Origin of the sequence: Streptomyces hamibioticus (assembly GCF_047946815.1) — a bacterium.
Taxonomy (GTDB): Bacteria; Actinomycetota; Actinomycetes; order Streptomycetales; family Streptomycetaceae; genus Streptomyces.
The window spans coordinates 6,027,519-6,048,814 of the sequence record NZ_JBKKQY010000001.1 but is presented as its reverse complement, the minus strand read 5'-3'; the positions used below and the strand labels follow the sequence as shown (position 1 = coordinate 6,048,814).

Here is a 21,296-nt window from a genome sequence, read left to right as displayed (position 1 = left end):
GCGTCCCCGCCCGGTACGGATAGGCCGTGACCTCCTTCGCCCCGGACTCCATCGTCCTGAACCGCAAGCTGCCGCTCTGGTACCAGGTCTCGCAGTCGCTGCGCGCCTCGATACTCGGCCGCTCGCCCCAGGACCCGCTGCGCCTGCCCACCGAGGAACAGCTGGCCGGGCACTACGGCGTCAGCGTGCTGACCATGCGGCAGGCACTGAAGGAGCTGGAGGACGAGGGGCTGATCACCCGCCACCGACGGCGCGGCACGTTCATCGAGCCGCACGCCCTGCGGGGAGCCCCGGTGCGCCTGCTCGGCTCGGTGGACGCGATCGTGGCCCAGCAGTCCGGCATGGCGACCGAACTGCTGGACCAGGGCACCGGGCCGGTGCCGGCGGAACTGGCCCAGTACTTCCCGGGAGTCGGCGAGGTGGCGACGTACCACCGGCTGCGCAGCGACGAGAAGACCGGCGAGCCCACCAACCACGCCCACAACTACGTCCGTCCGGAACTGGCCGCCCGCATCGACCCGGGCGATCTGGTCCGCTGGCCGATGACCAAGGTGCTGCGGGACGTGGTGGGCGTCGGCATCAGCCGCATCACCGACACCGTGGAGGCGCGGCTCGCGGACCCGGACACCGCGCGGCTGCTCCAAGTGCCGCTGCTCAGCCCGATCCTGCACTACACCGGCATCACCTACGACACCGACGGGCGGGTGCTGGACGTGGCGGTCATCCACTACCGGGGGGACCGCTTCTCCTTCACCGTCACGCTCGACGCCACCTGACCGCGGTGACGGCCCGTCGTACGATGCCCGGCGTGACGCACGACGACGCTCCGCCGCTGGCGGATCTCATGCCGTGGTCCGTCGCCCCGCCGCGGCTCGGCCGGGGCTGGCCGGCGGGCCCCGACCCGTCGTCCCTCAAGGCCCGCTGGGACGCCCTGGTGAAGGCGGAGGAGCCGGACCGCGCGGCCCTGCTCCAGCCGACGCGCTCGCGCACCCTGCACTCGGCGGTCGGGCAGCTGCCGGGCGGCTCGGCAGGTACGGAGAAGCTGGCCCGCGCCTCGGGGCCGTGCCCCGAGCCGGTACGGGTGCTGCGCGCGCCGTTCGACGAGCAGTGGCTGATCCCCGACCACCGGCTGATCGACGCGGCCCGGCCGGAGCTGTGGCGGGTGGCGGACGAGCGGCAGGTGTTCCTGCTGGAGGGCGCCGACGCCGCCGACGGCCTCCTGGCGACCTCACTGCTCCCGCTGCTCGGCCCCGGCCGCGTCCGCCCGCTCTACCGCCGCCCCGGCGCCGCCGAGCCGAACCTCGCCCCCGGGCTGCTGGACCACCTGGCCGCCCGCCTCGGTCACCGCCCCGACCCGCTGGACGTGCTGGCCTGGATCGTGGCGGCCGCACGCCCCGGCACCACCACCGCCGTGCCGCTCACCGCGGACCCGGCGCTGTGGGCCCGCGGCGTCGCGCTGGGCCGCCGGGTGCTGTGGCTGATGCGCCGGGACGGCGAGCGCCCCAAGCTGCCCGGCGGGCGCCGCCCGTACGTCCGCGCCCCGCTGCCGCGGCGCCCGCTGACCCTGCACTACGACCGGGACGAAGAGGTCCTCCACCTCGACGAGGGCCGTGTCTCCCCGGTGCCGCCGGACGCCTGGGACTTCGAGGCCGGTGGCGTACGGGTCCTGGAGCAGTGGTTCGCGGCCCGCACCACCGAGCCCGAGCCGGGTACCCTGGCCGCGATCCGCCCGGCCGTCTGGCCGCAGTCCTGGACCTCCGAACTGCTGGAACTGATCACGGTCCTGGCACTCCTCGCCGAACTTCGCCCGCAGCGAGCGGAGTTGACGGTGACCGACCCGGTCACGACGGCCGAGCTGCACGCGGCCGGAGTACTCCCGGTGCCCGGCACCGCCCGCCGGCCCGCCTCCGTGCTGGACGGGCGGGAAGAGGGGCCCGAGGGGCAGCTGGCGCTCCTGTAGGGCCGGCGGGCCGGCCGGGCCGGCTCAGGACCCGTCCGGCCGGGCGAACGCGTCCAGCACCCGGGCCAGCGCACGCTCGAAGACCGCCTCCAGGTCGATCGGTCCGTGATCCTCCGAGAAGGACGCCGCCAACCGCGGATAGGCGCCGCTCGCGAGCTGTCGGCCCAGGTAGGCGATCCGCACCGCGTTCTCCTGCTCCTGGGACCAGGGCAGCGAGCGGGTGCGTTCCGCGGTGGCGAGTTCGTTCGTGACGTAGGTCGTCACCACGCCGTTCACCATCGCGATCAGCTCCATCTTCGTGCCGGAGGGCGCCTCGTAGGGGTCCAGGCACGCAAGGCAGTGCTCCAGGTAGCGCAGGGCGTTGGGGCTGAAGCCGTACACCGGGGACATCAGGCGCGGCAGCCAGGGGTGGCGGTGCATCAGGGACCGCGTCTGGTGGGCCACCCGGAGCAGGTCGGCGCGCCAGTCGCCGGTCGGCTCCCACAGCTCGTGCTCACCGCTGACGGCGTCCATCATCAGCTCGTACAGGTCCTCCTTGCGGGGGACGTAGTTGTACAGCGACATCGTGCCGCAGCCCAGCTCGGCGGCGACGTGGCGCATCGAGACCGCGTCCAGGCCCTCGGCGTCGGCGATGCGCACCGCGGCGGCGGCGATGTCAGCCCGGGTGTACGCCGGTCTCGGCCCCCGTCCCGTGCGCTCGGGGCGCGCCCAGATCACTTCGGGTACGGCCGCTCGGCCCGCCATCGTTCATCACCTCGGCCACCATCCTAGTTACGTACAGCGTACGTAGTGCGCTATGGTCCACCCATGACAACTACGTACGCTGTACTTAGTGAGGGTCTGCAGAAGCGGTTCGGCGAGGTCCGCGCGCTGCGCGGGCTGGATCTCGCGGTGCCCGAGGGAGCGGTGTACGGGCTGCTCGGGCCGAACGGGGCGGGCAAGACGACGGCGGTGCGGCTGCTGACGACGCTGCTGCGGCCGGACGCCGGTTCCGCGCGGGTCGCCGGGCACGACCTCGTCGGCGAGGCCCCGGCCGTCCGGCGCCGGATCGGCGTCACCGGGCAGTACGCGTCGGTCGACGGGGACCTCACCGCACGCCAGAGCCTGCGGCTGTTCGCCCGGCTGCACCGGGTGCGGGACGCCTCGGCGCGCGCCGCCGAGCTGCTCGACCGCTTCGCGCTGACCGACGCCGCCGACCGGCCCGCGGCCACCCTGTCGGGCGGTACGCGGCGGCGTCTCGACCTGGCGGCGAGCCTGATCCGCCGGCCCGAGGTGCTGTTCCTGGACGAGCCGACGACCGGGCTCGATCCGGCCGGCCGGAATCAGGTCTGGGACGCCGTCCGCGCCCTGAAGGAGGAGGGCACCACCGTGCTGCTCACCACCCAGTACCTGGAGGAGGCGGACCGCCTCGCCGACGACATCGCCCTGATGACCGGCGGCCGGGTCGCGCACACGGGATCGCCGGCCGAGCTCAAGGCCCTGGTCGGGATGCACGCGGAGGCCGTCGTCGCGGACGCGGACGCCATGCCGGGGGCGGCGGCGGTGCTCGACCGGCTCACCGGCACCGAGCCGACGCTCGACCACGAGCGCCGCGCCGTGGGCGCGACGAGCACCGATCCGACCCTGACGCTCCCGCGCCTGGTGCGCGAACTCGACGCGGCGGGCGTGCCCCTGGTGGACGCCCGACTGCGCCCGCCCACCCTCGACGACGTTTTCCTCCGCCTGACCGGCGGCAAGGAGGTTGCAGCATGAGCACGACGACGGCGAAGAGCCCGGGGTACGACCTGGCGTACGACGGCGCCGCGATGCTGGTGCGGCAGCTGCACCGGCTCCGGAACAACCCGGGGCTGCTGATCCTCACCCAGACCATGCCGGTCACGATGCTGCTCTTCTTCGGCTACGTCTTCGGCAGCGCGCTGGCCATGCCGGGCGAGGAGTACCGGTCCTTCCTGGTGCCGGGCCTGCTGGTCGCGACGGCCGCGAACGGCCTCATGACGGGCATGTTCCAGGCGGCCCAGGACACGCACCGCGGCGTGACGGACCGGCTGCGCACCCTGCCGGTGAGCCGGGCCGCGGTACCGCTCGGGCAGTCGGTCGCGGACGTCCTCGTCACCGCCGCCGGGACGGTGCCCTTCCTGCTGGCCGGACTCGCGGTGGGCTGGCGGGTGGAGGGCGGCGCGCCCGCCGCGGCGGGCGCGGTGGGGCTGCTGCTGCTGTTCCGGTTCGCGACGACCTGGATCGGGATCTTCCTGGGGCTGCTCACCCGGAACGAGGAGGCGGCCGGTCAACTGGGCGGCGCCACGTTCATCCTGCCGCTGCTGTCGAACGCGTACATCCCGACCGAGGGGCTGCCGGGCTGGCTGCGGACGGTCGCGGAGTGGAACCCGATCAGCGCGGTGACGACGGCACTGCGGGACCTGTTCGGCAACGCGCCGGTACCGGACGGGGCGGCCTGGCCGGTGGCCCACCCCGTCGCCGGATCACTGATGTGGTGCGCGGTGCTGCTGGCGGTGTTCGTGCCGCTCGCCGTCCACCGGTACGCGCACGGGGAGCACTGACGCCGGGACGCGGGCTGACGGGGACGGGGCCGCACCGGGGAGCGCTCCGGGGCGCCGCTGCGTGTCGTGGGGATGACGGACGACGGGTGCGCGGCGCCGCCCCGGGAAGCGGCGGTACGGGTGCCGGAGCGCGGGGGTCAGCTGCCGCCGAACAGCGAACGGCGCAGTCGGCGCAGTGGCGCGAACAGCGAGACCCGGCGGACCCGCGCGCCCCTGCCGCTGCGTGTGTGCGCGGTGTCACGCGTGGTCAGCTCGCGCATCAGCGACGTCGCCTCGACCGTCTCCCGCTGGGGGACGGCAGGACCGCCGAGCACCGACAGGTGCCGGTCGAGTCGCGAACTGCTCGCGCTGCTCCCGCAGGTGATCGCAGGGACCCTGGCCCTGCTGCGCACTGTTATCTGTTCCATGTCACTCCCCACCCGTACGAGTCCACCCGGCCCGGGCAGGGTAACCCTATCGCCCCCATGGGGCATGCGTGTATCGCGGTCACAGGATTCACCTTCCCCGTAAGGGCGTTGACGATTACTCGACGATTACGCTCCGAATCCAACAGATTCCAGGGCGAGTTGCACAACCTGCTGGCTAGTGGGCCGGACCGATCCGCCGTCGGGCTCGACGGTCACGGCCAGTGACGACACGGCTCGGTCGAGGCCGGTGGCGAGCAGGGGCGTGTCGCCCTCCAGAAGCCCGAGGGAGCGCGGTTGCGCGCCTGGGCGCATGGCCCACAGCTGGTGCACGCGACCGCCCGGGGGATCGCCGTATCCGCGCAAGGTGACGACCGCCCGGCCCTCCGCGGCGGAAGCGATCACTCCGATACGGCGTCCCCGATCGTCCCGGCCGCTCGCCGCCCGGGCGTCCGGGGCGGCGAGAACGTGGGCGATCTCACGCGACCGGTCCCGGGCGGCATCCAGTTCGTCCCGGGTCCGGTCCGCCTGGACGGCGAAGAGGGAGGCGACGACGAGAGCCGCGGCGGCCGTCGTGGTGGCGAACGGCACCAGCAGGGGGCGCGGCCGGGGCGCACGGGAGCGCGCCGGTGGCGGCCGGTTGCCCCAGACGTGGGGCGGGAGTCGCGGCACGCGGGCGGGCGCGGGGTCCTGTGGGGTGTTCCGTACGGCGGCCAGGACCCGTGCGCGCAGGGCGGGCGGCGCGGGGGCGGCCGTCGACCAGGCCAGCCGGACGGCGTCCTCGGACAGGTCGCGCACCTCGGCGGCGCAGCGGTCGCAGCCGCGCAGGTGCTTCTCGAAGCGGACCCGCTCGGCGGCCTCCAGGGCGTCGAGCGCGTAGGGGGCGGCGAGCGAGTGCAGCTCGCCGCGGCGCGACAGCCGGCCGAACAGGCTCATACGGCACCTCCCAGGCAGTCCCGCAGCCGGCTGAGTCCGTCTCTCATCCGGGTCTTCACCGTGCCCAGCGGCAGGGACAGGCGTTCGGCCACCTCACGGTAGGTGTAGCCGTCGTAGTAGGCGAGGGTGACCGACTGGCGCTGCAGGGCCGTGAGGCGGTCCAGGCAGCGGCGCACCCGTTCGCGTTCGAGCCCGGCTTCGACCTCCTCGGCGACCTGGTCGAAGGCGGGGTGGTGGGCGCGCCGGGCCTCGCGCTGCTCGCGTTCGCCGGCCGCACGGGCGCTGCGCACCCGGTCGACGGCGCGGCGGTGGGCGAGGGTGAGGACCCAGGACAGGGCGCTGCCCCGGCCGGGGTCGAACTTCGCGGCGGACCGCCACAGTTCCAGCAGCACCTCCTGGGCCACCTCCTCGGACTGGGCGGGGTCGCGCACCACACGTCGTACCAGCCCGTACACCGGGCCGGACACCAGCCCGTACAGCTGCTCGAACGCCTTCTGGTCGCCGCCCGCCACGAGCGTCAGCAGCTCGTCCGCCTCCACTCGGTCTCTCCCCTTCTCCGGGGACCGGGCCCGGCCCCCTCGGCAGGGGTTACGGATCAGCGGGCCGAAAACGCGGGTCGGGCGGGCGGCAATGGGATTCCGGTCCTTCTCCGGTCCGACCGATCCGGGCCGGCCACCGCTCCGAAGGTCCGTACGTCAGGCAAGTCGGCAGGAGGACGAACGGCATGGCAGCCATTTCCCGGTCCAGGACCGGTGGCGGGGCGGGGCGCGCGGGCGTGGCCACGCTGGTCTGCGGCGCGCTGGCCGGCCGGGTGCGGCGGGCCGTGCCCCTGGGGTCGGCGTTCGTCGTGGTGGGCCTCGGGGCCGGATTGGTGTTCAGGGGGGGCGGCATCCGCGCTCAGCTGAGCTGCTTTGGGGAAATCAGGGGAGAAATCGGGGGAAGCAACCAGGGAAGTACCACGCGAGACGTCGTAGGGGGCGCCGGTGTTCGAGGAACCCGGCGGTGAGCGTGTGATCGCCGGCCGCTACCGACTCCTGTCCGCTCTCGGCGAGGGCGGCATGGGAACCGTGTGGCGCGCCCGCGACGAGGTGCTGCTCCGCGAGGTCGCCGTCAAGGAGGTGCGCGCTCCCGCCGGGCTGCCGGACGCCGAGGTGCGCCGGCTGTACACGCGGCTGGAGCGCGAGGCGTGGGCCGCCGCGCGGGTCGCCCACCCCAACGTGGTCACGGTGTACGACGTGGCGACCGAGGACGGCGCCGAGGGCGGTCCCTGGATCGTGATGGAGCTGGTCCGCGGGCTGTCCCTGGCCGACCTGCTGGACGCCGAGGGCCCGGTGCCGCCGCGGCGGGCCGCGCGGATCGGCGCCGAGGTGCTGGCCGCGCTGCGGGCCGCGCACGCGGCGGGGGTGCTGCACCGGGACGTGAAACCGGCGAACGTGCTGCTCGCCAACGACGGCCGGGTGGTGCTGACCGACTTCGGCATCGCCGTGGTCGAGGGCAGCTCCGCGCTGACCATGACGGGAGAGATGGTGGGCTCCCCCGAGTTCCTGGCGGCGGAGCGGGCGCTGGGCCGCAGGCCGGGGCCGGAGTCGGACCTGTGGTCGCTGGGCGTGCTGCTGTACGCGGCCGTCGAGGGCTCGTCCCCGTTCCGTCAGGACACTCCGCTGAGCACCCTGCGCGCCATCGTCGACGAGGAGTTGCCGCCGCCGCGCCGGGCCGGGGCGCTCGGGCCGGTCATCGAGGGGCTGCTGCGCAAGGACCCGGCCGAACGGCTGCCGGCCGACCGGGCCGAGCGGGAGCTGCGGCTCGCCGGCGCGGGAGGCACACCGCGCCCGGACACGGCCGTGGGCGGCGCCTCCGCGCCGACGGTCGCGGGCCACCCGGAGCGGCCGTCGCCGGCTCCGCCGATGCCCGTGCCGGTCGCGGCCCCGCGGCCCGCGACGGCCGGCACGGTGACGGCGGAGCCGGTGGACCGGGACCGCCGCACGGTCGTGGCGCTGGTCGCCGTCCTGGCCCTGCCGGCGCCGGCGCTGGTCTGGCTGGTGTACGCGCTGGCGAACCGGGGCGGCGGGAGCGGCGGTGGGGGCGGCGGTGGGGGCGGTGGCGACGACGCCGGTTCGGCCGGCGGCCGGGAGCCCGGGGTGAGCGAACCCGCGCCGAGCCGTACGGAGACGAGCAAGGAGCCGGGCCCGTCACCGACGACCGGCGGCACGGACGAGGAGAGCCCCACGAGTTCGCCTCCCCCGCAGTCGGTGAAGGTGGCGGTGAGCGGCACCCGGACCGCGTACTCGGGGGCCTGCCCGCCGCCGCACGAGCGGGCGCCCGCGTTCACGGCGACGTTCACCGTGGGGCGGCTGCCGGCGGAGGTGGTCTACCGCTGGGTGGCGAAGGACGGTTCGGTCGCCGGCGCCGGCTGGAAGACGCTGTCGCTCCCCGCGGACGGTGGCCGGTCCCGGCAGGACACGGTGACCGTGACGACGTACGACGAGGACGGCAGGTTCGCGGGCGAGATCGGTGTGGGGGTGCGGGACCCGGTGGAGGTCACGTCCGGGCCGGTGCCGTTCTCGGTGACGTGCGAGGAGGAGACCCCGACGGACGGGGCCTCCTCCCCTTCTCCTTCCGGTTCGGCCTCGCCGTGAGGGGGCGGCGAGGTCAGGCGGCGCTGTTCAGGACCGGCAGATAGCCGCCCGACTGGCCGGCCGCGGTCGGGTGGTAGGACTCGCCGATGTTGGTCCACTTCACGCTGTGCAGCCAGGAGTTGCCGGAGCAGATCTCGTGGCCGGTGAAGGTGGGCCGTACGTCGCCGAACGTGAAGCCGTGGTCGGCGGCACGCTTGGCGATCGCGGTGTTGAGGTGGTCGGAGGCGTCGTTGATCGCCTTCCGCTTGGTCTCGGACAGGCCGACACAGGACGTGCCCAGCTTGTAGAAGCGGGGGTAGCCGAGGACGACGACGTGGGCGTTGGGCGCCTTGCCGCGGATCGCCGAGTAGACGTTGTCGAGGTTGCCGGGGAGCGTGGAGTCGACGTACGCCTTCGCGGTGGCGATCCGGGACAGGCAGGCGCTGTCGGACTGGAGCACACAGGTCGTCATGACGTCGGCGAAGCCGGCGTCGTTGCCGCCGACGCTGATGGAGATCAGCCCGGTGGAGGAGTTGAGCGGGCCGAGCTGCCCGGCGAGAACATCACCCGTTCGGGCGCCCGCGCAAGCGGTGAAGTGGAACGTCGAGGGTGAGTTGGCGGCCTGCCACAGGTGGGGGTAGGCCCGCGTGCTGCGCTTGCAGTCGCCGCTGGCGGCGATGTAGCTGCCGGCTCCGACCCCGGAGGAGTAGGAGTCGCCGAGGGCCACATAGCCGTCTGCTGCTGCGGGTTGGGCCGCCTGTGCGGTCGCGGCTCCGGTGAGCGCGGCGCCGGCGGCGAGGAGGAGGGAACTCAGGAAGCCGACAAGTCGGGAACGTCTCATGGAACCTCCCTTTAGCAGGATCTCTGCTTCAACCGTGGTAGCAGCTACTCGTGTTGACAGGAAGTGTCCATGCCAATTCAACCGTCACATGTGGCTTATTGGTCGTTCAAAGTCGGACGAAAATCGACCGGTGCCCCGATGCCGTCTTGACGCTCCGAGCCGCACTGCGCGACATTGAGGCCCGGCATCCGGGGCTTCGGGGGGCAAAGCGGAACGGCCGGACGGACGCGCACTCCTGCGCGCGAGCCGCGCCGCCGCCTGAACTCGCCTTCCGTGACGAACGGATGACGGACAAAAAATCCGATGACAGGCAGAACAACACAAACGTGAGGGCTCGTTCCAGGTCTTGCCATTCGGGCTCAAGCGTCAATACCGTCATACATCTCACCCGCATCGGCTGTCGGCACGTGGTTCAGGGAGGGGCTCAGGACCGCGACGGCCCGGGCGGGGCGCGGTAGGGGGGTGCCGTGCTCGGTGACCGCACAGGTGACCGAGTCGTGCCGCGCGGTCGGCTGCCGTTTTCCGGCGCCGGCCAGATCTGCCAGCTCACCTGGCACGCACGACGGAGCAGTTCCGCCGTGCCGGGTGAGAACAACCCCCCTTTCGAACCGGACACCAAGCCGGACCGCCCATGGGGCGGGCGGTCCGCCGGACGAGAGGGACCAGACTCATGAGCTCAGTTCTGCAGCCGGCGAGTACGGGCGAAGCTCCGTCGACCGCCGGAAGGTACCGGCCGATCTCGACCCACCTGGCCATAGCGCCGCCGGTGAGCGTGGTGATCCCCGCGATGAACGAGGCGGAGAATCTCCCGTACGTCTTCAAGACGCTGCCGGATTGGATACACGAGGTCGTCCTGGTGGACGGCAACTCCACCGACGACACCGTGGCCGTCGCCCGGGAGCTGTGGCCGCAGGTCAAGGTGGTCGGGCAGCGCGGCAGAGGGAAGGGGGACGCGCTGATCACCGGGTTCCGGGCGTGCACCGGTGACATCATCGTGATGGTCGACGCGGACGGATCGGCCGACGGCCAGGAGATCGTGTCGTACGTCTCCGCCCTGGTCTCCGGCGCCGACTTCGCCAAGGGTTCCCGCTTCGCCAACGGCGGCGGCACCGACGACATGACCTTCGTCCGCAAGCTCGGCAACCGCGCCCTGTGCGCGGTCGTCAACCGGAAGTTCGGCGCCCGTTACACCGACCTCTGCTACGGCTACAACGCGTTCTGGCGGCACTGCCTGGACAAGATCGACCTCGACTGCACCGGCTTCGAGGTGGAGACGCTGATGAACATCCGGGTCGTCAAGGCCGGTCTGAAGGTACAGGAGATCCCCAGCCACGAGTACCTGCGCATCCACGGCACCAGCAACCTGCGGGCCGTGCGGGACGGTCTGCGGGTGCTCAAAGTCATCCTGGGCGAGCGGTCCAACCGCCGTGCCCTGCGCAGCCGCAGGCCCTCGCCGGTGCTCGGCACGGTCCGGGGGAAGGTGTCTTGAGCGGTCCCGGGATATCGGTCGTCGTCTGCGTGTACACCGAGGACCGCTGGGAGGACATCCTCGCGGCGGTCGCCTCGGTGCGGGCGCAGTCCCGTCCCGCCCTGGAGACACTGCTGGTCGTCGACCACAACGAGGGGCTGCGGCAGCGGCTGGCCGAGCAGTACGCGGAACACGCGGCGACCGGGGAGGTGCGGGTGCTCGCCAACGCGGGCCCCCGCGGCCTGTCGGCCGGCCGCAACACCGGCATCGCGGCGTCCCGCGGCGAGGTCGTCGCCTTCCTCGACGACGACGCCGTGGCCGAACGCGACTGGCTGAAGCACTTCGCCGAGGGGTACGCCGACCCGCGGGTCATGGCGGTCGGCGGGCGTACGGTGCCCATCTGGGCGTCGGGGCGCCGGCCGGCCTGGTTCCCCGAGGAGTTCGACTGGGTGGTGGGCTGCACCTACCGCGGCCTGCCACCGGGCCGGGTGCGCGTCCGCAACGTCCTCGGTGGCAACGCCTCCTTCCGGCGCAGCGCCTTCGACGCGGCGGGCGGCTTCGCCACCGGCATCGGACGGGACGGCGACAAGCGGCCCCTGGGCTGCGAGGAGACGGAACTGTGCATCCGGCTCGGCCGGGCCAGGCCGGACGCCGTCCTGCTGATCGACGACCGTGCGGTCATCCACCACCGGGTGCCCGCGGCCCGCGAGCACTTCGCCTACTTCCGCACCCGTGCCTACGCCGAGGGGCTGTCCAAGGCTCTGGTGGCGCGGAGCGTCGGCGCGGGCAAGGGGCTGGAGGCGGAACGCCGGTACACCACCCGGGTGCTGCCGTCCGGCGTGGCCCGCGGCCTGCGCGACGCCCTGCTCGCACGTCCGGGCGGCGCGGGGCGGGCGGGTGCGATCGTCGCCGGCCTGGTCACGGCGGCGGGCGGTTACGTGGTGGGCACGGTGCGGGCCCGGCGGGGTGCGGTGACGTTCCCGGTCGCGCTGGTCGGCGGGGGCGAGGGCGCGGACGCGGACGCCGGCCCGTCGGCGGCCGGTTCGCTCGCGGCCGGGGCCGTGCGGGAAGGGGGCGGGGATGGCTGACGTGCCGGTGCCGATCCTCATGTACCACGCCGTCGCGGTCGAGCCGGACGACGCCACCCGCGCCCTGTCGGTCACACCGGAGGCGTTCGCGGAGCAGATGGCGGTGGTGGCCGACCGGGGGCTCACCCCGGTCGGCACGGCCGAACTCGCCGCCGCCTGGCGGAGCGGGCGGCCGTTGCCCGAACGACCGGTCCTCGTCACCTTCGACGACGGCTACGAGGGCGTCCACCGCCATGCCCTGCCGGTGCTCGCCGAACACGGCTTCCCGGCCACGCTGTTCGTCTCGACCGGCTGGCTGCGCGGCCCCCACGACACCGGGGGCGCCCTGGACACCATGCTGGACTGGGCCCAGGTCCGCGACCTGGCGGCCGCCGGCGTCGAGATCGGCGGGCACAGCCACAGCCATCCGCAGCTCGACCGACTCGACGGGGACGGGCTCCGGTTCGAGCTGATCCACTGCAAGGAGATCATCGCCGACCAGCTCGGGTCCGCACCCTCCTCGTTCGCCTATCCCTACGGCTACTCCGACCGCCGGGTGCGGGCGGCGGTGCGCGAGACGGGGTACGCCCAGGCCCTCGCCGTCGGCAACGGGCTGGCCCGCCGCCGCCAGGGACCGTACGCCCTGCGGCGCGTCACCGTGCGCCGCAGCACGGGCATCGAGGAGTTCGCCCGGCTGGTGGAGGGCCGGGCGATCGGCCGCACCTTCGCCCGGGACCGGGCCCTGACCAAGGGGTACGCCCTGGTGCGCCGGACCCGGCAGGCCGGCCGGCGGGTCCTCGGCGCCCGTGCCTGACCTGCCGCCCGGCACGGCCCGCACACCACGCGCGCCGGGGGAAACCGCGTGCACGCGGCGCGCCCGTGCCGGATCATGGCCGCATGTCCGTGAACCCGCACGACGCCCTGCCGATCCGGCTCAACGTCGACGACAGCGACTCCCCCTCCGACGTCGTCGACGCGCTGTTCCTCGGCCGCTTCGCGACGGGCGAGCAGCCCTACTCCCACGCGGCCAACATCGACCGTGTGCGGTCCGGCGCGACGCTGCTGCCGCCCGGCGCGCGGGTGCTGCGCTCCGCCCGCGACGACGACCGCAGTGCGACGCTCGCGGAGGGCGACGGCTGGACCCTGCTGATCTCCCGCTGGAGCCGGGGCGCCGACGTCACGGTGACGGCGACCAGCGCGGAGCTGGCCGAGAAGGTCCTCGGCCAGGCCACGGACGGCGCGGCGGACGAGCCCGAACCCCAGCCGGAGAACGTCGCCATGGGCTTCTGGTACGTCTCCCCGCGCCGCGGCCCGCACCGCACCACCCGCCAGATCTCGGCCGGCACCTGGGACGAGGTGCGGGCCAACTACACCGCGCCGGTCGCGGACGCGATGGACCGCCTGATGAAGACCACCCCGGAGGACATCGCCGGGCGGCTGCTGCTCCTGCACGGCCCGCCCGGCACCGGCAAGACCTCCGCGCTGCGCACACTGGCCCGGTCCTGGCGGGACTGGTGCCAGGTGGACTGCGTACTGGACCCCGAACGGCTGTTCTCCGACGTCGGCTATCTCATGGACATCGCCATCGGCGAGGAGGACGCGACCGGCAAGGGCCGCTGGCGGCTGCTGCTCCTGGAGGACTGCGACGAGCTGATCCGCGGCGAGGCCAAGCACACGGCGGGCCAGGCCCTGTCCCGGCTGCTGAACCTCACCGACGGCCTGCTCGGCCAGGGCCGCAACGTCCTGGTCGGCGTGACGACCAACGAGGACCTGGAGCGGCTGCACCCCGCCGTCGTCCGGCCCGGCCGCTGCCTGGCCCGCATCGAGGTCGGGCCGCTGACCCGCGCCGAGGCGGTGAACTGGCTGGGCAGCGAGGCCGCGAGCCGGGAGGGCGCCGTCGGCCGCGAGGGCGCGACGCTGGCCGAGCTGTACGCGCTGCGCCGGGGCACCTCGCCGACGGCGCTGCCGGAGCCACGGGACGGAACGGACGCCGGGCTGTATCTGTAGCCGGGTGTTTTGATGGGGGTATGACCCTGTTCGTCGGCACCTCGGGCTGGCAGTATCGGGACTGGCGGGGCGTGCTCTACCCGCCCGGACTGCCGATGCGGCTGTGGCTGGAGCAGTACGCGGCCGGTTTCGCCACGGTCGAGGTCAACAACGCATTCTACCGGCTGCCGGCCCGGGAGACCTTCGCGGCGTGGCGGGAGCGGGTGCCGGCCGACTTCGTGGTCGCGGTCAAGGCGAGCCGCTACCTCACCCACATCAAGCGGCTGCGGGACCCGGAGGAACCGGTGCACCGCCTGATGACCCACGCCGCCGGCCTCGGCGACCGCCTCGGCCCCGTGCTGCTCCAGCTGCCGCCGACGCTGCGGGCGGACCCGGGCCTGCTGGACGCCTGCCTCGCCTGCTTCCCGCCGGGCACCCGGATCGCGGTGGAGCCCCGGCACGCCTCCTGGTGGACCCCCGAGGTGCGCGACGTCCTCCAGGCCCGGGGCGCGGCCCTGTGCTGGGCCGATGTGCGGGCCCGGCCCGTCACACCGCTGTGGCGCACCACCGACTGGGGCTACGTCCGTTTCCACCAGGGCCGGGCCGCCGCCTGGCCGCGCTACGGAGAGCGGTCCCTGCGTACGTGGCTCGACCGCATCGCGACCACCTGGCCGAACACCGAAGACGTCCACGCCTACTTCAACAACGACCCGAACGCGGCGGCGATCCGCGACGCGATCCTGTTCGCCCGACTGGCCCGAGCCGCCAACCTGCCGGTCACCCGAACGCCGCCACGGGCGCGGGGAACCGCGCGACCGGCCACCGACCGGCCCGGGGGCGAGGACCGACCCCGCCTCCCCCACGGCGCTCACCCCCCGTAAGCCGCCCGCAGGGCATCCCGCACGGCGGCCAGCGCCTCCGCCTCCGAGGCCCCCAGCCGCCGCGCCCGCGAGGCGTAGGCCTGCGCGGCGGACGCCACCTCCCGCTGCGCCGCCGAGCCGGCCGCGGCGACGAACGTGCCGTTGCGGCCCCGCGTCTCGATCACCCCGTCCGCCTCCAGGGCCCGGTACGCCTTGGCGACCGTGTTCGCGGCGAGCCCCAGGGACTCGGCGAGGCCCCGCACGGTCGGCAGCCGGTATCCCACCGGGAGCGCGCCCGACCGCGCCTGCTCGGAGATCTGTGCCCGCACCTGCTCGTAGGGCGGAGCTCCGTCATCGATGTGGATCTTCAAGGTCACCCGGCGATTGTCCCGTACCCGCCGGTGTGCCGTACGCACCGGAAAATCGGAGGCACGGCGTCGTCCGCCCCGCGTAGCGTGCGGCTCCATGACAGTGATCGTGCGAGATCTGCGCCCCGGGGACCGGTCCGACCTGGAGGGCTTCGCCCGAGTACGGCACCTCGCCCTGCCCTTCATGCTGGTCACCCCCCGGTCCGTCGTCCACGCGCTCACCCACACCCACCCCGGCGCGCGGTTCCGCTCCCTCGTCGCGGAGGCGGACGGCGAGGTGATCGGCACGGCCCAGGTCGGCCTGGTGCACGACAGCCCGGAGCCCGGCCAGGGCTTCCTCAACGTCTACGTCCGCCCGGACCGCACCCGGCACGGCGCGGGCCGGCTGCTGGTGCGCACGGCCGAGGAGTACCTGGCCGCCGAGGGCGCGGTGAAGCTGTTCGCCTGGGTGCTGGACCGGCCGGCCGACCGGGCCTTCGCCGAGCGGTGCGGCTACCGGGGCAGCCGCTCCGCCCACTTCCTGCGGCTGGACCTGGCCGGCGGCGCACTTCCGCCGCTGTCGCCCCCGCCGCCCGGCGTGGAACTGCGCACGGCCGCCGACTTCGCCGGCGACCCGCGCCCGCTGTTCGCGCTGGACGCGGAGACGACCGCGGACGAACCGAGCGACGTGGACGTGGAGTTCACGGACTACGAGGCGTGGCTGGCCGAGACCTGGCGGCATCCGCTGCTGGACCGCGACCTGACCACGGTGGCGGTCGTGGACGGCCGCCCCGCCGCCTTCACCGTCGCCTACACGGACGGCGGCGGCCGCTACTCCACCGCCATGACCGGAACCGCCCGCGCCTTCCGGGGCCGGGGGCTGGCCAAGCTCGCCAAGAACGACTCGCTGCACCGGGCCCGGGCGGCCGGGTGCACGGAGGCCTTCACCGGGAACGACACCGGCAACGAGCCGATGCTCGCCATCAACAAGTGGTTCGGGTTCGAGGTCTGCGCGACGGAGGTGCGGTATGTCCGCGAACTCGGCTGAACCGGTCCGCCGGGTGGTAGTCGTGCTCGTCAAGGCGGGCCGTACGAAGATCCGTTACGGGAGCGAGCTGCTGGACGACGACGGCACCCGCATCGCGGTCCGCGCCGGCTGGGCGGGCGGGGCCGTCCGCGACTTCGGCTTCGTGCGCTTCGAACCGGGTGACGTCTTCACCGAGTACTACTGGCGCGACCGGTGGTATTCGGTGAAGGAGGTCCGGGCCGGCACGGGCGCGCTGAAGGGCTGGTACTGCGACGTCACCCGCCCCGCGGTGCGCACGGGCGCGGAGCTGGTCGTGGAGGACCTCGACCTCGACCTGTGGTGCTCCGCGGACGGCACGGACGTACGGCGCCTCGACGAGGACGAGTTCGCCGAGAGCGGCCTGACGGACCGGGACCCGGCCGCCGCCGCCGCGGCCGTGGCCGCCTTGGACGAACTGGAGCGCCTGGCCCGCGGCGAGGGCCTCACGACGCTGCTCACATGACGCCGACGCTGCTCACGCGACGCCGATGCTGCTCACGCAGCGTTCCCCTCACCCGGCAGCACGACCACCGCGTACCGCTCGTCGTCCACCTGTCCGCCCCACAGCGACGGGTCGTCCGACAGCCGCTCCACGCGCACCCGGCCGCCGAGCGGGAGGAGGAGGGCGGCGAGCCGGTCCGCGGGTATACCCACGGGGGCGACCGCGCCCCACACGCCCTCGACCAGCACCAGCCGCCCCGACGGACGCAGCAGTTCACGCCAGTGCCGCAGCGCGCGGGCGGGGTCGGGCAGCGTCCACAGCACATGCCGCACGAGGACGGCGTCGTAGCGCCGCTCCCCCACCGGCGGTGCCACCGCGTCACCGAGGAGGAACACGGCGTCACGTCCGGCGAGTTTGGCCCTGGCCCGCTCCACCATGGCCGCGGACCGGTCGACGCCGGTGACGCGATGTCCCAGTTCGGCGGCGAGGAGTGACAGGCTGCCCGTGCCGCAGCCCAGGTCGAGGACGTCACCCGGCCGGGACGGCAGCCAGGAGCGCAGCCGCTCCGCCCAGGCGCTGCGCACGTCCGGGGCGCGCAGACCGTGGTCCGGTTCGTCGTCGAAGACGGCGGCCCGGGCGTCCCAGTCGATGCGAGGCGGAGTCGGAGCGTCACTGGCGTTCGTCATACGGCCAAGAGTGACACCCGCCACTGACGATCGATTCGTGACAGCCGCCACTGACAGGGATGTGTCGATGAGGAAGTCTCGGGAAATGGGTCTACCTCCGTGGAAAAGCGGAACCCGGTGGACCCCAGAGGAGGCAGCCATGCGCCGTGTGACCGTGCAGAAGCCCCTGAAGAAGACCGACGCGCGCCGGCTCCGCGAAGAGGCCGAGGCGTCCTCCTCCGGCCGTCCGGAGGTCCGCAAGGACATCGCCCGCACCTGGTGGCCGGATGGCTGAGCGTCCGTACGACCGGTGTCGGCCGGTATCAGTCCAGCCGCTTGCGGTAGTGGATGCGGTCGTACGGCCCGTCCACACGGCGCTCGACCGGCTCGTAGCCGTACTTCGGATAGATCTTCTGGTTCTCCCACATCATCGCGTTCGTGTAGAGCCTGACTTCGGGCAGGCCGAGGGCGCGCGCGTGTGCGTCGACGAAGCCCAGCAGCCGTCTCCCCACGCCCCTGCCGTGCGCGTCGGGGTGGACGGCGATGCTGTCCAGGAACAGATGGTCCGCGCACGCCTCGACCACGACGAGGCCCACCACCGGGTCACCGGTGACGAAGACCCTTCCCCGCGCCACGTTCGCCCCGTGGTCCGCCTCCATGGGCGCGGGCACCACACCGATGCGCGCGATGTAGTGGTGGTACGCCGCGTCGGTGACCGCCTTCACCGCGGGCACGTCGACGGCGCCGGCCGGCCTGATCCCGTTGCTCTCCATGGCCTGAACGGTAGCTACCTGAGCGCAGCCTGAGCACTCCCTTAAAGGGACCATAAGGATCTCCCCCACCCGCCCTCAGCAGGCGATTTCACGGTTTCTCGGGGCTAGCTTGCTGATCACCCCCCACGGGTTCCGGCCCATGCAATCCAGTGACCGTTCCAAGGAGTCTCCCCATGCCCGCACCCCGCAGGGTCGCCGCCGTCGCCGCCGTCGGTATCGCCCCGCTCGCCCTGACCGCGCTGTCCGCCGCCCCGGCGTCCGCGCACGGTTCGCTGGGCGACCCGGTCAGCCGGGTCTCGCAGTGTTACGCCGAGGGCCCGGAGAGCCCGACGTCCGACGCCTGCAAGGCGGCGGTCGCGGCCGGCGGGGCCCAGGCGCTGTACGACTGGAACGGCATCCGCATCGGCAACGCGGCCGGGAAGCACCGGGAGTTGATCCCGGACGGCAAGCTGTGCAGCGCCAACGACGAGCAGTTCAAGGGCATGGACCTGGCGCGTGCCGACTGGCCCGCGACGAGCGTGAGCAGCGGCCCGCACACCTTCAAGTACCGCGTGACCGCCCCGCACAGGGGCACCTTCAACGTGTACATCACCAAGCCCGGTTACGACCCGGCCCAGCCGCTGGCCTGGGACGACCTGGATCTGGCCAACCCGGTGGCGACGGCCACCGACCCGGCGGCCTCGGGCGGCTTCTACACCTTCTCCGGCAAGCTGCCCGAGCGCAGCGGCAAGCACCTGCTGTACGCGGTCTGGCAGCGCTCGGACAGCCCCGAGGCGTTCTACTCCTGCTCGGACATCACCTTCGGCGGCGCCAGCGGCGGCAGTGGCGGCACCGGCGAGGCCCCGGACACGGCGGGCGGCCCGGCCCCCGCGCCGACGGCCTCCGCGCCGTCCGAGGAGCAGATCGAGGCCGGCAACGACAAGTCGGGCATCGAGAACCACGGCCACGGCGACCACGACGCCGAGACCACGGCGGACCCGGCCACGGGTGCGCCCGCCGACGGCACGGACCCCGGGGCCGGAAACAAGAACGAGAACGAGAGCGGGCAGGGAAGCGGGAACGGCTCGGCTCCCGCCGCGGACGCCGGCGCCGATCAGCCGAAGGCCGCCGGCGCCGGCGCCGGCCAGGACCTCGCCGAGACCGGCGGCGACAGCAGCACGCCGTACATCGCCGTCGGCGGCGCCGCCGCCCTGGCGCTGGGCGCCGCGGCACTGTTCGCGTCGGTCCGGCGCCGCGCGGCGGGCGCCGGGCGGCACGGACGCTGACGCCCTGCGGACTCGGGGCCTGTCCGGCGGCTCAGGCCGGGCAGGCCCCGCGGCGTCCCGCCGGAGGGCTCACTCGAAGGCGGACGCGCAGGTGGTGGGCCGGGCGTGCGCGGGATCGAGGGCGCCCGCCACCGCGTGGAAGGCGATCCGGTCGAACAGCCCGATCGCCAGGTGCTCGGACAGATCGACCGGGCACAGGTCCTGGAGCAGGACGTTGCGGACGCCGGGGCCGCTCAGGAACTGGCTGCGGTACGGCGTGACCACCTGGTCGTACTTGGTGGCGAGGACGGTGTAGCGGACGCCGGGCACGGTGCCGCCGCCCTCGTTGAGCTTGGTGAGGAAGGCGGAGCCGGCGACCTGGTCGGCCAGGGCGGGGGTGTGCTCGTTCAGCAGGTCCTCGACGCCGGGGAAGTACGGCAGCAGTCGGGTGAGCCCGGACAGGGTGGTGCCGTGGTTGCTGGGCGCGATGCCGACCAGGGCGTTCACCTTGGCGGCCCCGCCGAGGAACTTGACGTAGTAGCGGGGCATCATGCCGCCCTGCGAGTGGCCGACGATGTCGGTCTCGGCGGCGCCGGTGGCGGCGAGCACCTTGTCGACGAAGGCGGAGAGCTGCTCGGCCGACCTGTCGACGGGGCCGAGTCCGTGGAAGAACGGGACGCCGGGCAGTTGCCCGTAGTCGAGGGAGAAGACGCAGTAGCCGCGGTCCTTCAGGTAGGGCGCGAGGCCCAGCCAGTTGTCGACGGAGTTCCCGAAGGTGCCGTGGACGAGGACGACGGGGCGGGGGTGGGCGGCGGAGGGCTTGCAGTCGTAGTCGTTCCAGCCGGCGCCGGGAGCGGCGGAGGCCTGGGCGGTGGCGGTGGGGACCAGGGTGACCGCGGCGGTCAGCAGCAGCGCGGCCAGGGGTCTGAACACTCGTCGCCAGGGCAGCATCGTGTGATCTCCTTGCGGATCGAGGGAGGTGCGACGGCTCTACGCCCTGTGATCCGGATCACGAGGATGCTGTTCACTCGTCAAGTTACGAGCGAGTAGTCCAAGTGTGAAGTTACGTGCCGGCAAAAACTCTCAGCGACAACCGGCAGCGCTTGTGCGGCATGTGATAAAGGCTCACCAGGCGGGCCGCACAGGCCCGTTGGGCGCGATCCGCAGCAAGGAGGCGCTCAGCGCGCGGACCCGCTCCTCGCCCAGCACCTCGGCCCACGCCCGCACGGCCTCCGCCGCCGCCTCCTCGGCGGCCCGCGTACAGGCCCGCCCGCGCTCGGTCAGCACGATCAGCCGGGCCCGCGCGTCCCCGGGATGCGCCCGGCGTTCGGCGTACCCCTTGCGCACCAGTTCGTCGACGAGCTGACTGGCCGCCTGCTTGGTCACGCCGAGATGCCCGGCGAGATCGGTGACCGTCGCACCGCCCGGGGCGATCCGGACGAAGGCGAATCCGTGCACGGGGCGCAGCCCCTCGAAGCCCCGGGCGACGACGCCCTCGTGGATGCGCTGGGTGAGCTCGCCGGCGACGGCGAGCAGGGTCGCGGACAGGGCCATGGCCTCGGAGTTCTGCACGGAGGCATTGAAACACCCTTGACCTGTTGGTCAAGTAGCCTGACCATATGGTCAAGCTACTTGACTACAACTCTCCGGGAGCCCCCGCATGCCCGTCGTCCGACCGTCCGACGCCGTCACCCACGAGATCCACGGCGCCCGCTTCCTCTCGTACGCCGCTCCCCGCACCGGCAGCCGGGAGCTGGCCGCGTGGCGGGGTGAGATCCCCGCGGGGACCAGGGCGCCCGCCCACACCGTCAGCCGGGAGGAGATCCTGCATCTGCTCGACGGCGAGCTGCTGATCACCCTCGACGGCCGCACCGAGCACGTCACCGCGGGCGACACGGTGATCGTCGGCTCCGGCGCGACCCTCGCCGTCGAGAACCCCGCCGACCGCACCGCCGTCACCTGGGTCACCACGTCCGTCGGCCTGGAGGCGGAGCTGGCCGACGGCACCCGGCTCACTCCCCCGTGGGCCAACTGAGAGTCACCCCCCGTGGGCCGGCCACGACT

Annotated in this window: 25 protein-coding genes; 15 read left to right on the top strand and 10 right to left on the bottom strand. The window is 73.5% G+C overall.

Annotated features, from left to right (window positions below; all coding sequences use genetic code 11):
• Nucleotides 1-26: 26 nt before the first annotated feature.
• Nucleotides 27-776, top strand: coding sequence for a GntR family transcriptional regulator (locus ACLGIH_RS27445; protein WP_416527962.1), 750 nt, complete (start codon nt 27-29; stop codon nt 774-776).
• 23 nt (nt 777-799) lie between these two features.
• Nucleotides 800-1,960, top strand: a complete 1,161-nt coding sequence (locus ACLGIH_RS27440) for a type ISP restriction/modification enzyme (RefSeq protein ID WP_416527961.1) — start codon at nt 800-802, stop codon at nt 1,958-1,960.
• Nucleotides 1,961-1,984: 24 nt separating this feature from the next.
• Here ACLGIH_RS27440 and ACLGIH_RS27435 read toward each other — a convergent pair whose 3' ends face one another.
• Nucleotides 1,985-2,704, bottom strand: coding sequence for a TetR/AcrR family transcriptional regulator (locus ACLGIH_RS27435; RefSeq protein WP_416527960.1), 720 nt, complete (start codon nt 2,702-2,704; stop codon nt 1,985-1,987).
• A gap of 63 nt (nt 2,705-2,767) precedes the next feature.
• Here ACLGIH_RS27435 and ACLGIH_RS27430 point away from each other — a divergent pair, with 63 nt between their 5' ends.
• On the top strand, nt 2,768-3,712 hold the full coding sequence (locus ACLGIH_RS27430; protein ID WP_416527959.1) for an ATP-binding cassette domain-containing protein: 945 nt from the start codon (nt 2,768-2,770) through the stop codon (nt 3,710-3,712).
• Nucleotides 3,709-4,518 carry an ABC transporter permease gene (locus tag ACLGIH_RS27425; RefSeq protein WP_416527958.1) on the top strand — a complete coding sequence of 270 codons (810 nt, stop codon included), beginning with the start codon at nt 3,709-3,711 and terminating at the stop codon, nt 4,516-4,518. Before ACLGIH_RS27430 ends, ACLGIH_RS27425 begins: the two co-directional genes overlap by 4 nt.
• Before the next feature lie 137 nt (nt 4,519-4,655).
• Here ACLGIH_RS27425 and ACLGIH_RS27420 read toward each other — a convergent pair whose 3' ends face one another.
• The 3 genes from ACLGIH_RS27420 to ACLGIH_RS27410 all read right to left on the bottom strand — a co-directional run bounded on the left by ACLGIH_RS27420 (nt 4,656) and on the right by ACLGIH_RS27410 (nt 6,454).
• Complete coding sequence (locus tag ACLGIH_RS27420; RefSeq protein ID WP_416527957.1) at nt 4,656-4,925, bottom strand: hypothetical protein; 270 nt, start codon at nt 4,923-4,925, stop codon at nt 4,656-4,658.
• A 126-nt stretch (nt 4,926-5,051) separates the two neighbouring features.
• Nucleotides 5,052-5,858, bottom strand: coding sequence for an anti-sigma factor (locus ACLGIH_RS27415; RefSeq protein WP_416527956.1), 807 nt, complete (start codon nt 5,856-5,858; stop codon nt 5,052-5,054).
• Nucleotides 5,855-6,454, bottom strand: coding sequence for a sigma-70 family RNA polymerase sigma factor (locus ACLGIH_RS27410; protein WP_416529490.1), 600 nt, complete (start codon nt 6,452-6,454; stop codon nt 5,855-5,857). Before ACLGIH_RS27410 ends, ACLGIH_RS27415 begins: the two co-directional genes overlap by 4 nt.
• A gap of 387 nt (nt 6,455-6,841) precedes the next feature.
• Here ACLGIH_RS27410 and ACLGIH_RS27405 point away from each other — a divergent pair, with 387 nt between their 5' ends.
• The gene (locus ACLGIH_RS27405) at nt 6,842-8,494 is read left to right on the top strand and encodes a serine/threonine-protein kinase (protein ID WP_416527955.1); all 1,653 of its coding nucleotides are present in this window, start codon (nt 6,842-6,844) and stop codon (nt 8,492-8,494) included.
• Nucleotides 8,495-8,507: 13 nt separating this feature from the next.
• Here the strand turns inward: ACLGIH_RS27405 and ACLGIH_RS27400 are convergent, their stop codons facing one another.
• Nucleotides 8,508-9,314: an SGNH/GDSL hydrolase family protein gene (locus ACLGIH_RS27400; protein WP_416527954.1), complete on the bottom strand. Its 807-nt coding sequence runs from the start codon at nt 9,312-9,314 to the stop codon at nt 8,508-8,510.
• 670 nt (nt 9,315-9,984) lie between these two features.
• Here ACLGIH_RS27400 and ACLGIH_RS27395 point away from each other — a divergent pair.
• From ACLGIH_RS27395 to ACLGIH_RS27375, 5 genes are all read left to right on the top strand, one after another.
• Nucleotides 9,985-10,803, top strand: a complete 819-nt coding sequence (locus ACLGIH_RS27395; RefSeq protein WP_416527953.1) for a glycosyltransferase family 2 protein — start codon at nt 9,985-9,987, stop codon at nt 10,801-10,803.
• Nucleotides 10,800-11,870 carry a glycosyltransferase family 2 protein gene (locus ACLGIH_RS27390; protein WP_416527952.1) on the top strand — a complete coding sequence of 357 codons (1,071 nt, stop codon included), beginning with the start codon at nt 10,800-10,802 and terminating at the stop codon, nt 11,868-11,870. Before ACLGIH_RS27395 ends, ACLGIH_RS27390 begins: the two co-directional genes overlap by 4 nt.
• Nucleotides 11,863-12,663, top strand: a complete 801-nt coding sequence (locus ACLGIH_RS27385) for a polysaccharide deacetylase family protein (RefSeq protein ID WP_416527951.1) — start codon at nt 11,863-11,865, stop codon at nt 12,661-12,663. Before ACLGIH_RS27390 ends, ACLGIH_RS27385 begins: the two co-directional genes overlap by 8 nt.
• A gap of 83 nt (nt 12,664-12,746) precedes the next feature.
• Nucleotides 12,747-13,856, top strand: coding sequence for a DUF5925 domain-containing protein (locus ACLGIH_RS27380; RefSeq protein WP_416527950.1), 1,110 nt, complete (start codon nt 12,747-12,749; stop codon nt 13,854-13,856).
• Nucleotides 13,857-13,876: 20 nt separating this feature from the next.
• Nucleotides 13,877-14,716 carry a DUF72 domain-containing protein gene (locus ACLGIH_RS27375; protein ID WP_416527949.1) on the top strand — a complete coding sequence of 280 codons (840 nt, stop codon included), beginning with the start codon at nt 13,877-13,879 and terminating at the stop codon, nt 14,714-14,716.
• On the opposite strand, the gene ACLGIH_RS27370 is transcribed toward ACLGIH_RS27375, so the two are convergent.
• A complete protein-coding gene (locus ACLGIH_RS27370; protein WP_416527948.1) occupies nt 14,704-15,072 on the bottom strand; it encodes a GntR family transcriptional regulator in 369 nt (122 codons plus the stop codon). The genes ACLGIH_RS27375 and ACLGIH_RS27370 overlap by 13 nt on opposite strands.
• 88 nt (nt 15,073-15,160) lie before the next feature.
• Here ACLGIH_RS27370 and ACLGIH_RS27365 point away from each other — a divergent pair, with 88 nt between their 5' ends.
• Both ACLGIH_RS27365 and ACLGIH_RS27360 read left to right on the top strand, forming a co-directional pair.
• Nucleotides 15,161-16,090: a GNAT family N-acetyltransferase gene (locus ACLGIH_RS27365; RefSeq protein ID WP_416527947.1), complete on the top strand. Its 930-nt coding sequence runs from the start codon at nt 15,161-15,163 to the stop codon at nt 16,088-16,090.
• Complete coding sequence (locus ACLGIH_RS27360; RefSeq protein WP_416527946.1) at nt 16,071-16,571, top strand: ribonuclease FAU-1 family protein; 501 nt, start codon at nt 16,071-16,073, stop codon at nt 16,569-16,571. Before ACLGIH_RS27365 ends, ACLGIH_RS27360 begins: the two co-directional genes overlap by 20 nt.
• A gap of 32 nt (nt 16,572-16,603) precedes the next feature.
• On the opposite strand, the gene ACLGIH_RS27355 is transcribed toward ACLGIH_RS27360, so the two are convergent.
• On the bottom strand, nt 16,604-17,236 hold the full coding sequence (locus tag ACLGIH_RS27355) for a class I SAM-dependent methyltransferase (RefSeq protein ID WP_416527945.1): 633 nt from the start codon (nt 17,234-17,236) through the stop codon (nt 16,604-16,606).
• Nucleotides 17,237-17,375: 139 nt separating this feature from the next.
• Between ACLGIH_RS27355 and ACLGIH_RS27350 the strand changes: the two genes are divergently transcribed.
• Nucleotides 17,376-17,510, top strand: coding sequence for a hypothetical protein (locus ACLGIH_RS27350; protein ID WP_416527944.1), 135 nt, complete (start codon nt 17,376-17,378; stop codon nt 17,508-17,510).
• 28 nt (nt 17,511-17,538) lie between these two features.
• Here the strand turns inward: ACLGIH_RS27350 and ACLGIH_RS27345 are convergent, their stop codons facing one another.
• Nucleotides 17,539-17,988 carry a GNAT family N-acetyltransferase gene (locus ACLGIH_RS27345; RefSeq protein WP_416527943.1) on the bottom strand — a complete coding sequence of 150 codons (450 nt, stop codon included), beginning with the start codon at nt 17,986-17,988 and terminating at the stop codon, nt 17,539-17,541.
• Nucleotides 17,989-18,161: 173 nt separating this feature from the next.
• Here ACLGIH_RS27345 and ACLGIH_RS27340 point away from each other — a divergent pair, with 173 nt between their 5' ends.
• Complete coding sequence (locus ACLGIH_RS27340) at nt 18,162-19,253, top strand: lytic polysaccharide monooxygenase (RefSeq protein WP_416527942.1); 1,092 nt, start codon at nt 18,162-18,164, stop codon at nt 19,251-19,253.
• Nucleotides 19,254-19,322: 69 nt separating this feature from the next.
• Here the strand turns inward: ACLGIH_RS27340 and ACLGIH_RS27335 are convergent, their stop codons facing one another.
• Nucleotides 19,323-20,183, bottom strand: coding sequence for an esterase/lipase family protein (locus tag ACLGIH_RS27335; protein ID WP_416527941.1), 861 nt, complete (start codon nt 20,181-20,183; stop codon nt 19,323-19,325).
• Between the two features lie 174 nt (nt 20,184-20,357).
• A complete protein-coding gene (locus ACLGIH_RS27330; protein WP_416527940.1) occupies nt 20,358-20,804 on the bottom strand; it encodes a MarR family winged helix-turn-helix transcriptional regulator in 447 nt (148 codons plus the stop codon).
• A gap of 88 nt (nt 20,805-20,892) precedes the next feature.
• Here ACLGIH_RS27330 and ACLGIH_RS27325 point away from each other — a divergent pair, with 88 nt between their 5' ends.
• Entirely contained in the window at nt 20,893-21,267 is a 375-nt protein-coding gene (locus tag ACLGIH_RS27325; protein ID WP_416527939.1) for a cupin domain-containing protein, read from the top strand.
• Nucleotides 21,268-21,296 lie beyond the last annotated feature (29 nt).

Bases quoted from the DNA above. Each gene is read 5' to 3' on its own strand.
- ACLGIH_RS27420 (WP_416527957.1), bottom strand. From the start codon at position 4,925: ATGGAACAGATAACAGTGCGCAGCAGGGCCAGGGTCCCTGCGATCACC.
- ACLGIH_RS27400 (WP_416527954.1), bottom strand. From the start codon at position 9,314: ATGAGACGTTCCCGACTTGTCGGCTTCCTGAGTTCCCTCCTCCTCGCC.
- ACLGIH_RS27395 (WP_416527953.1), top strand. From the start codon at position 9,985: ATGAGCTCAGTTCTGCAGCCGGCGAGTACGGGCGAAGCTCCGTCGACC.
- ACLGIH_RS27440 (WP_416527961.1), top strand. From the start codon at position 800: ATGCCCGGCGTGACGCACGACGACGCTCCGCCGCTGGCGGATCTCATG.
- ACLGIH_RS27345 (WP_416527943.1), bottom strand. From the start codon at position 17,988: ATGGAGAGCAACGGGATCAGGCCGGCCGGCGCCGTCGACGTGCCCGCG.
- ACLGIH_RS27365 (WP_416527947.1), top strand. From the start codon at position 15,161: ATGACAGTGATCGTGCGAGATCTGCGCCCCGGGGACCGGTCCGACCTG.
- ACLGIH_RS27340 (WP_416527942.1), top strand. From the start codon at position 18,162: ATGCCCGCACCCCGCAGGGTCGCCGCCGTCGCCGCCGTCGGTATCGCC.
- ACLGIH_RS27355 (WP_416527945.1), bottom strand. From the start codon at position 17,236: ATGACGAACGCCAGTGACGCTCCGACTCCGCCTCGCATCGACTGGGAC.
- ACLGIH_RS27415 (WP_416527956.1), bottom strand. From the start codon at position 5,858: ATGAGCCTGTTCGGCCGGCTGTCGCGCCGCGGCGAGCTGCACTCGCTC.
- ACLGIH_RS27375 (WP_416527949.1), top strand. From the start codon at position 13,877: ATGACCCTGTTCGTCGGCACCTCGGGCTGGCAGTATCGGGACTGGCGG.
- ACLGIH_RS27385 (WP_416527951.1), top strand. From the start codon at position 11,863: ATGGCTGACGTGCCGGTGCCGATCCTCATGTACCACGCCGTCGCGGTC.
- ACLGIH_RS27430 (WP_416527959.1), top strand. From the start codon at position 2,768: ATGACAACTACGTACGCTGTACTTAGTGAGGGTCTGCAGAAGCGGTTC.
- ACLGIH_RS27360 (WP_416527946.1), top strand. From the start codon at position 16,071: ATGTCCGCGAACTCGGCTGAACCGGTCCGCCGGGTGGTAGTCGTGCTC.
- ACLGIH_RS27435 (WP_416527960.1), bottom strand. From the start codon at position 2,704: ATGGCGGGCCGAGCGGCCGTACCCGAAGTGATCTGGGCGCGCCCCGAG.
- ACLGIH_RS27380 (WP_416527950.1), top strand. From the start codon at position 12,747: ATGTCCGTGAACCCGCACGACGCCCTGCCGATCCGGCTCAACGTCGAC.
- ACLGIH_RS27350 (WP_416527944.1), top strand. From the start codon at position 17,376: ATGCGCCGTGTGACCGTGCAGAAGCCCCTGAAGAAGACCGACGCGCGC.
- ACLGIH_RS27325 (WP_416527939.1), top strand. From the start codon at position 20,893: ATGCCCGTCGTCCGACCGTCCGACGCCGTCACCCACGAGATCCACGGC.
- ACLGIH_RS27335 (WP_416527941.1), bottom strand. From the start codon at position 20,183: ATGCTGCCCTGGCGACGAGTGTTCAGACCCCTGGCCGCGCTGCTGCTG.
- ACLGIH_RS27425 (WP_416527958.1), top strand. From the start codon at position 3,709: ATGAGCACGACGACGGCGAAGAGCCCGGGGTACGACCTGGCGTACGAC.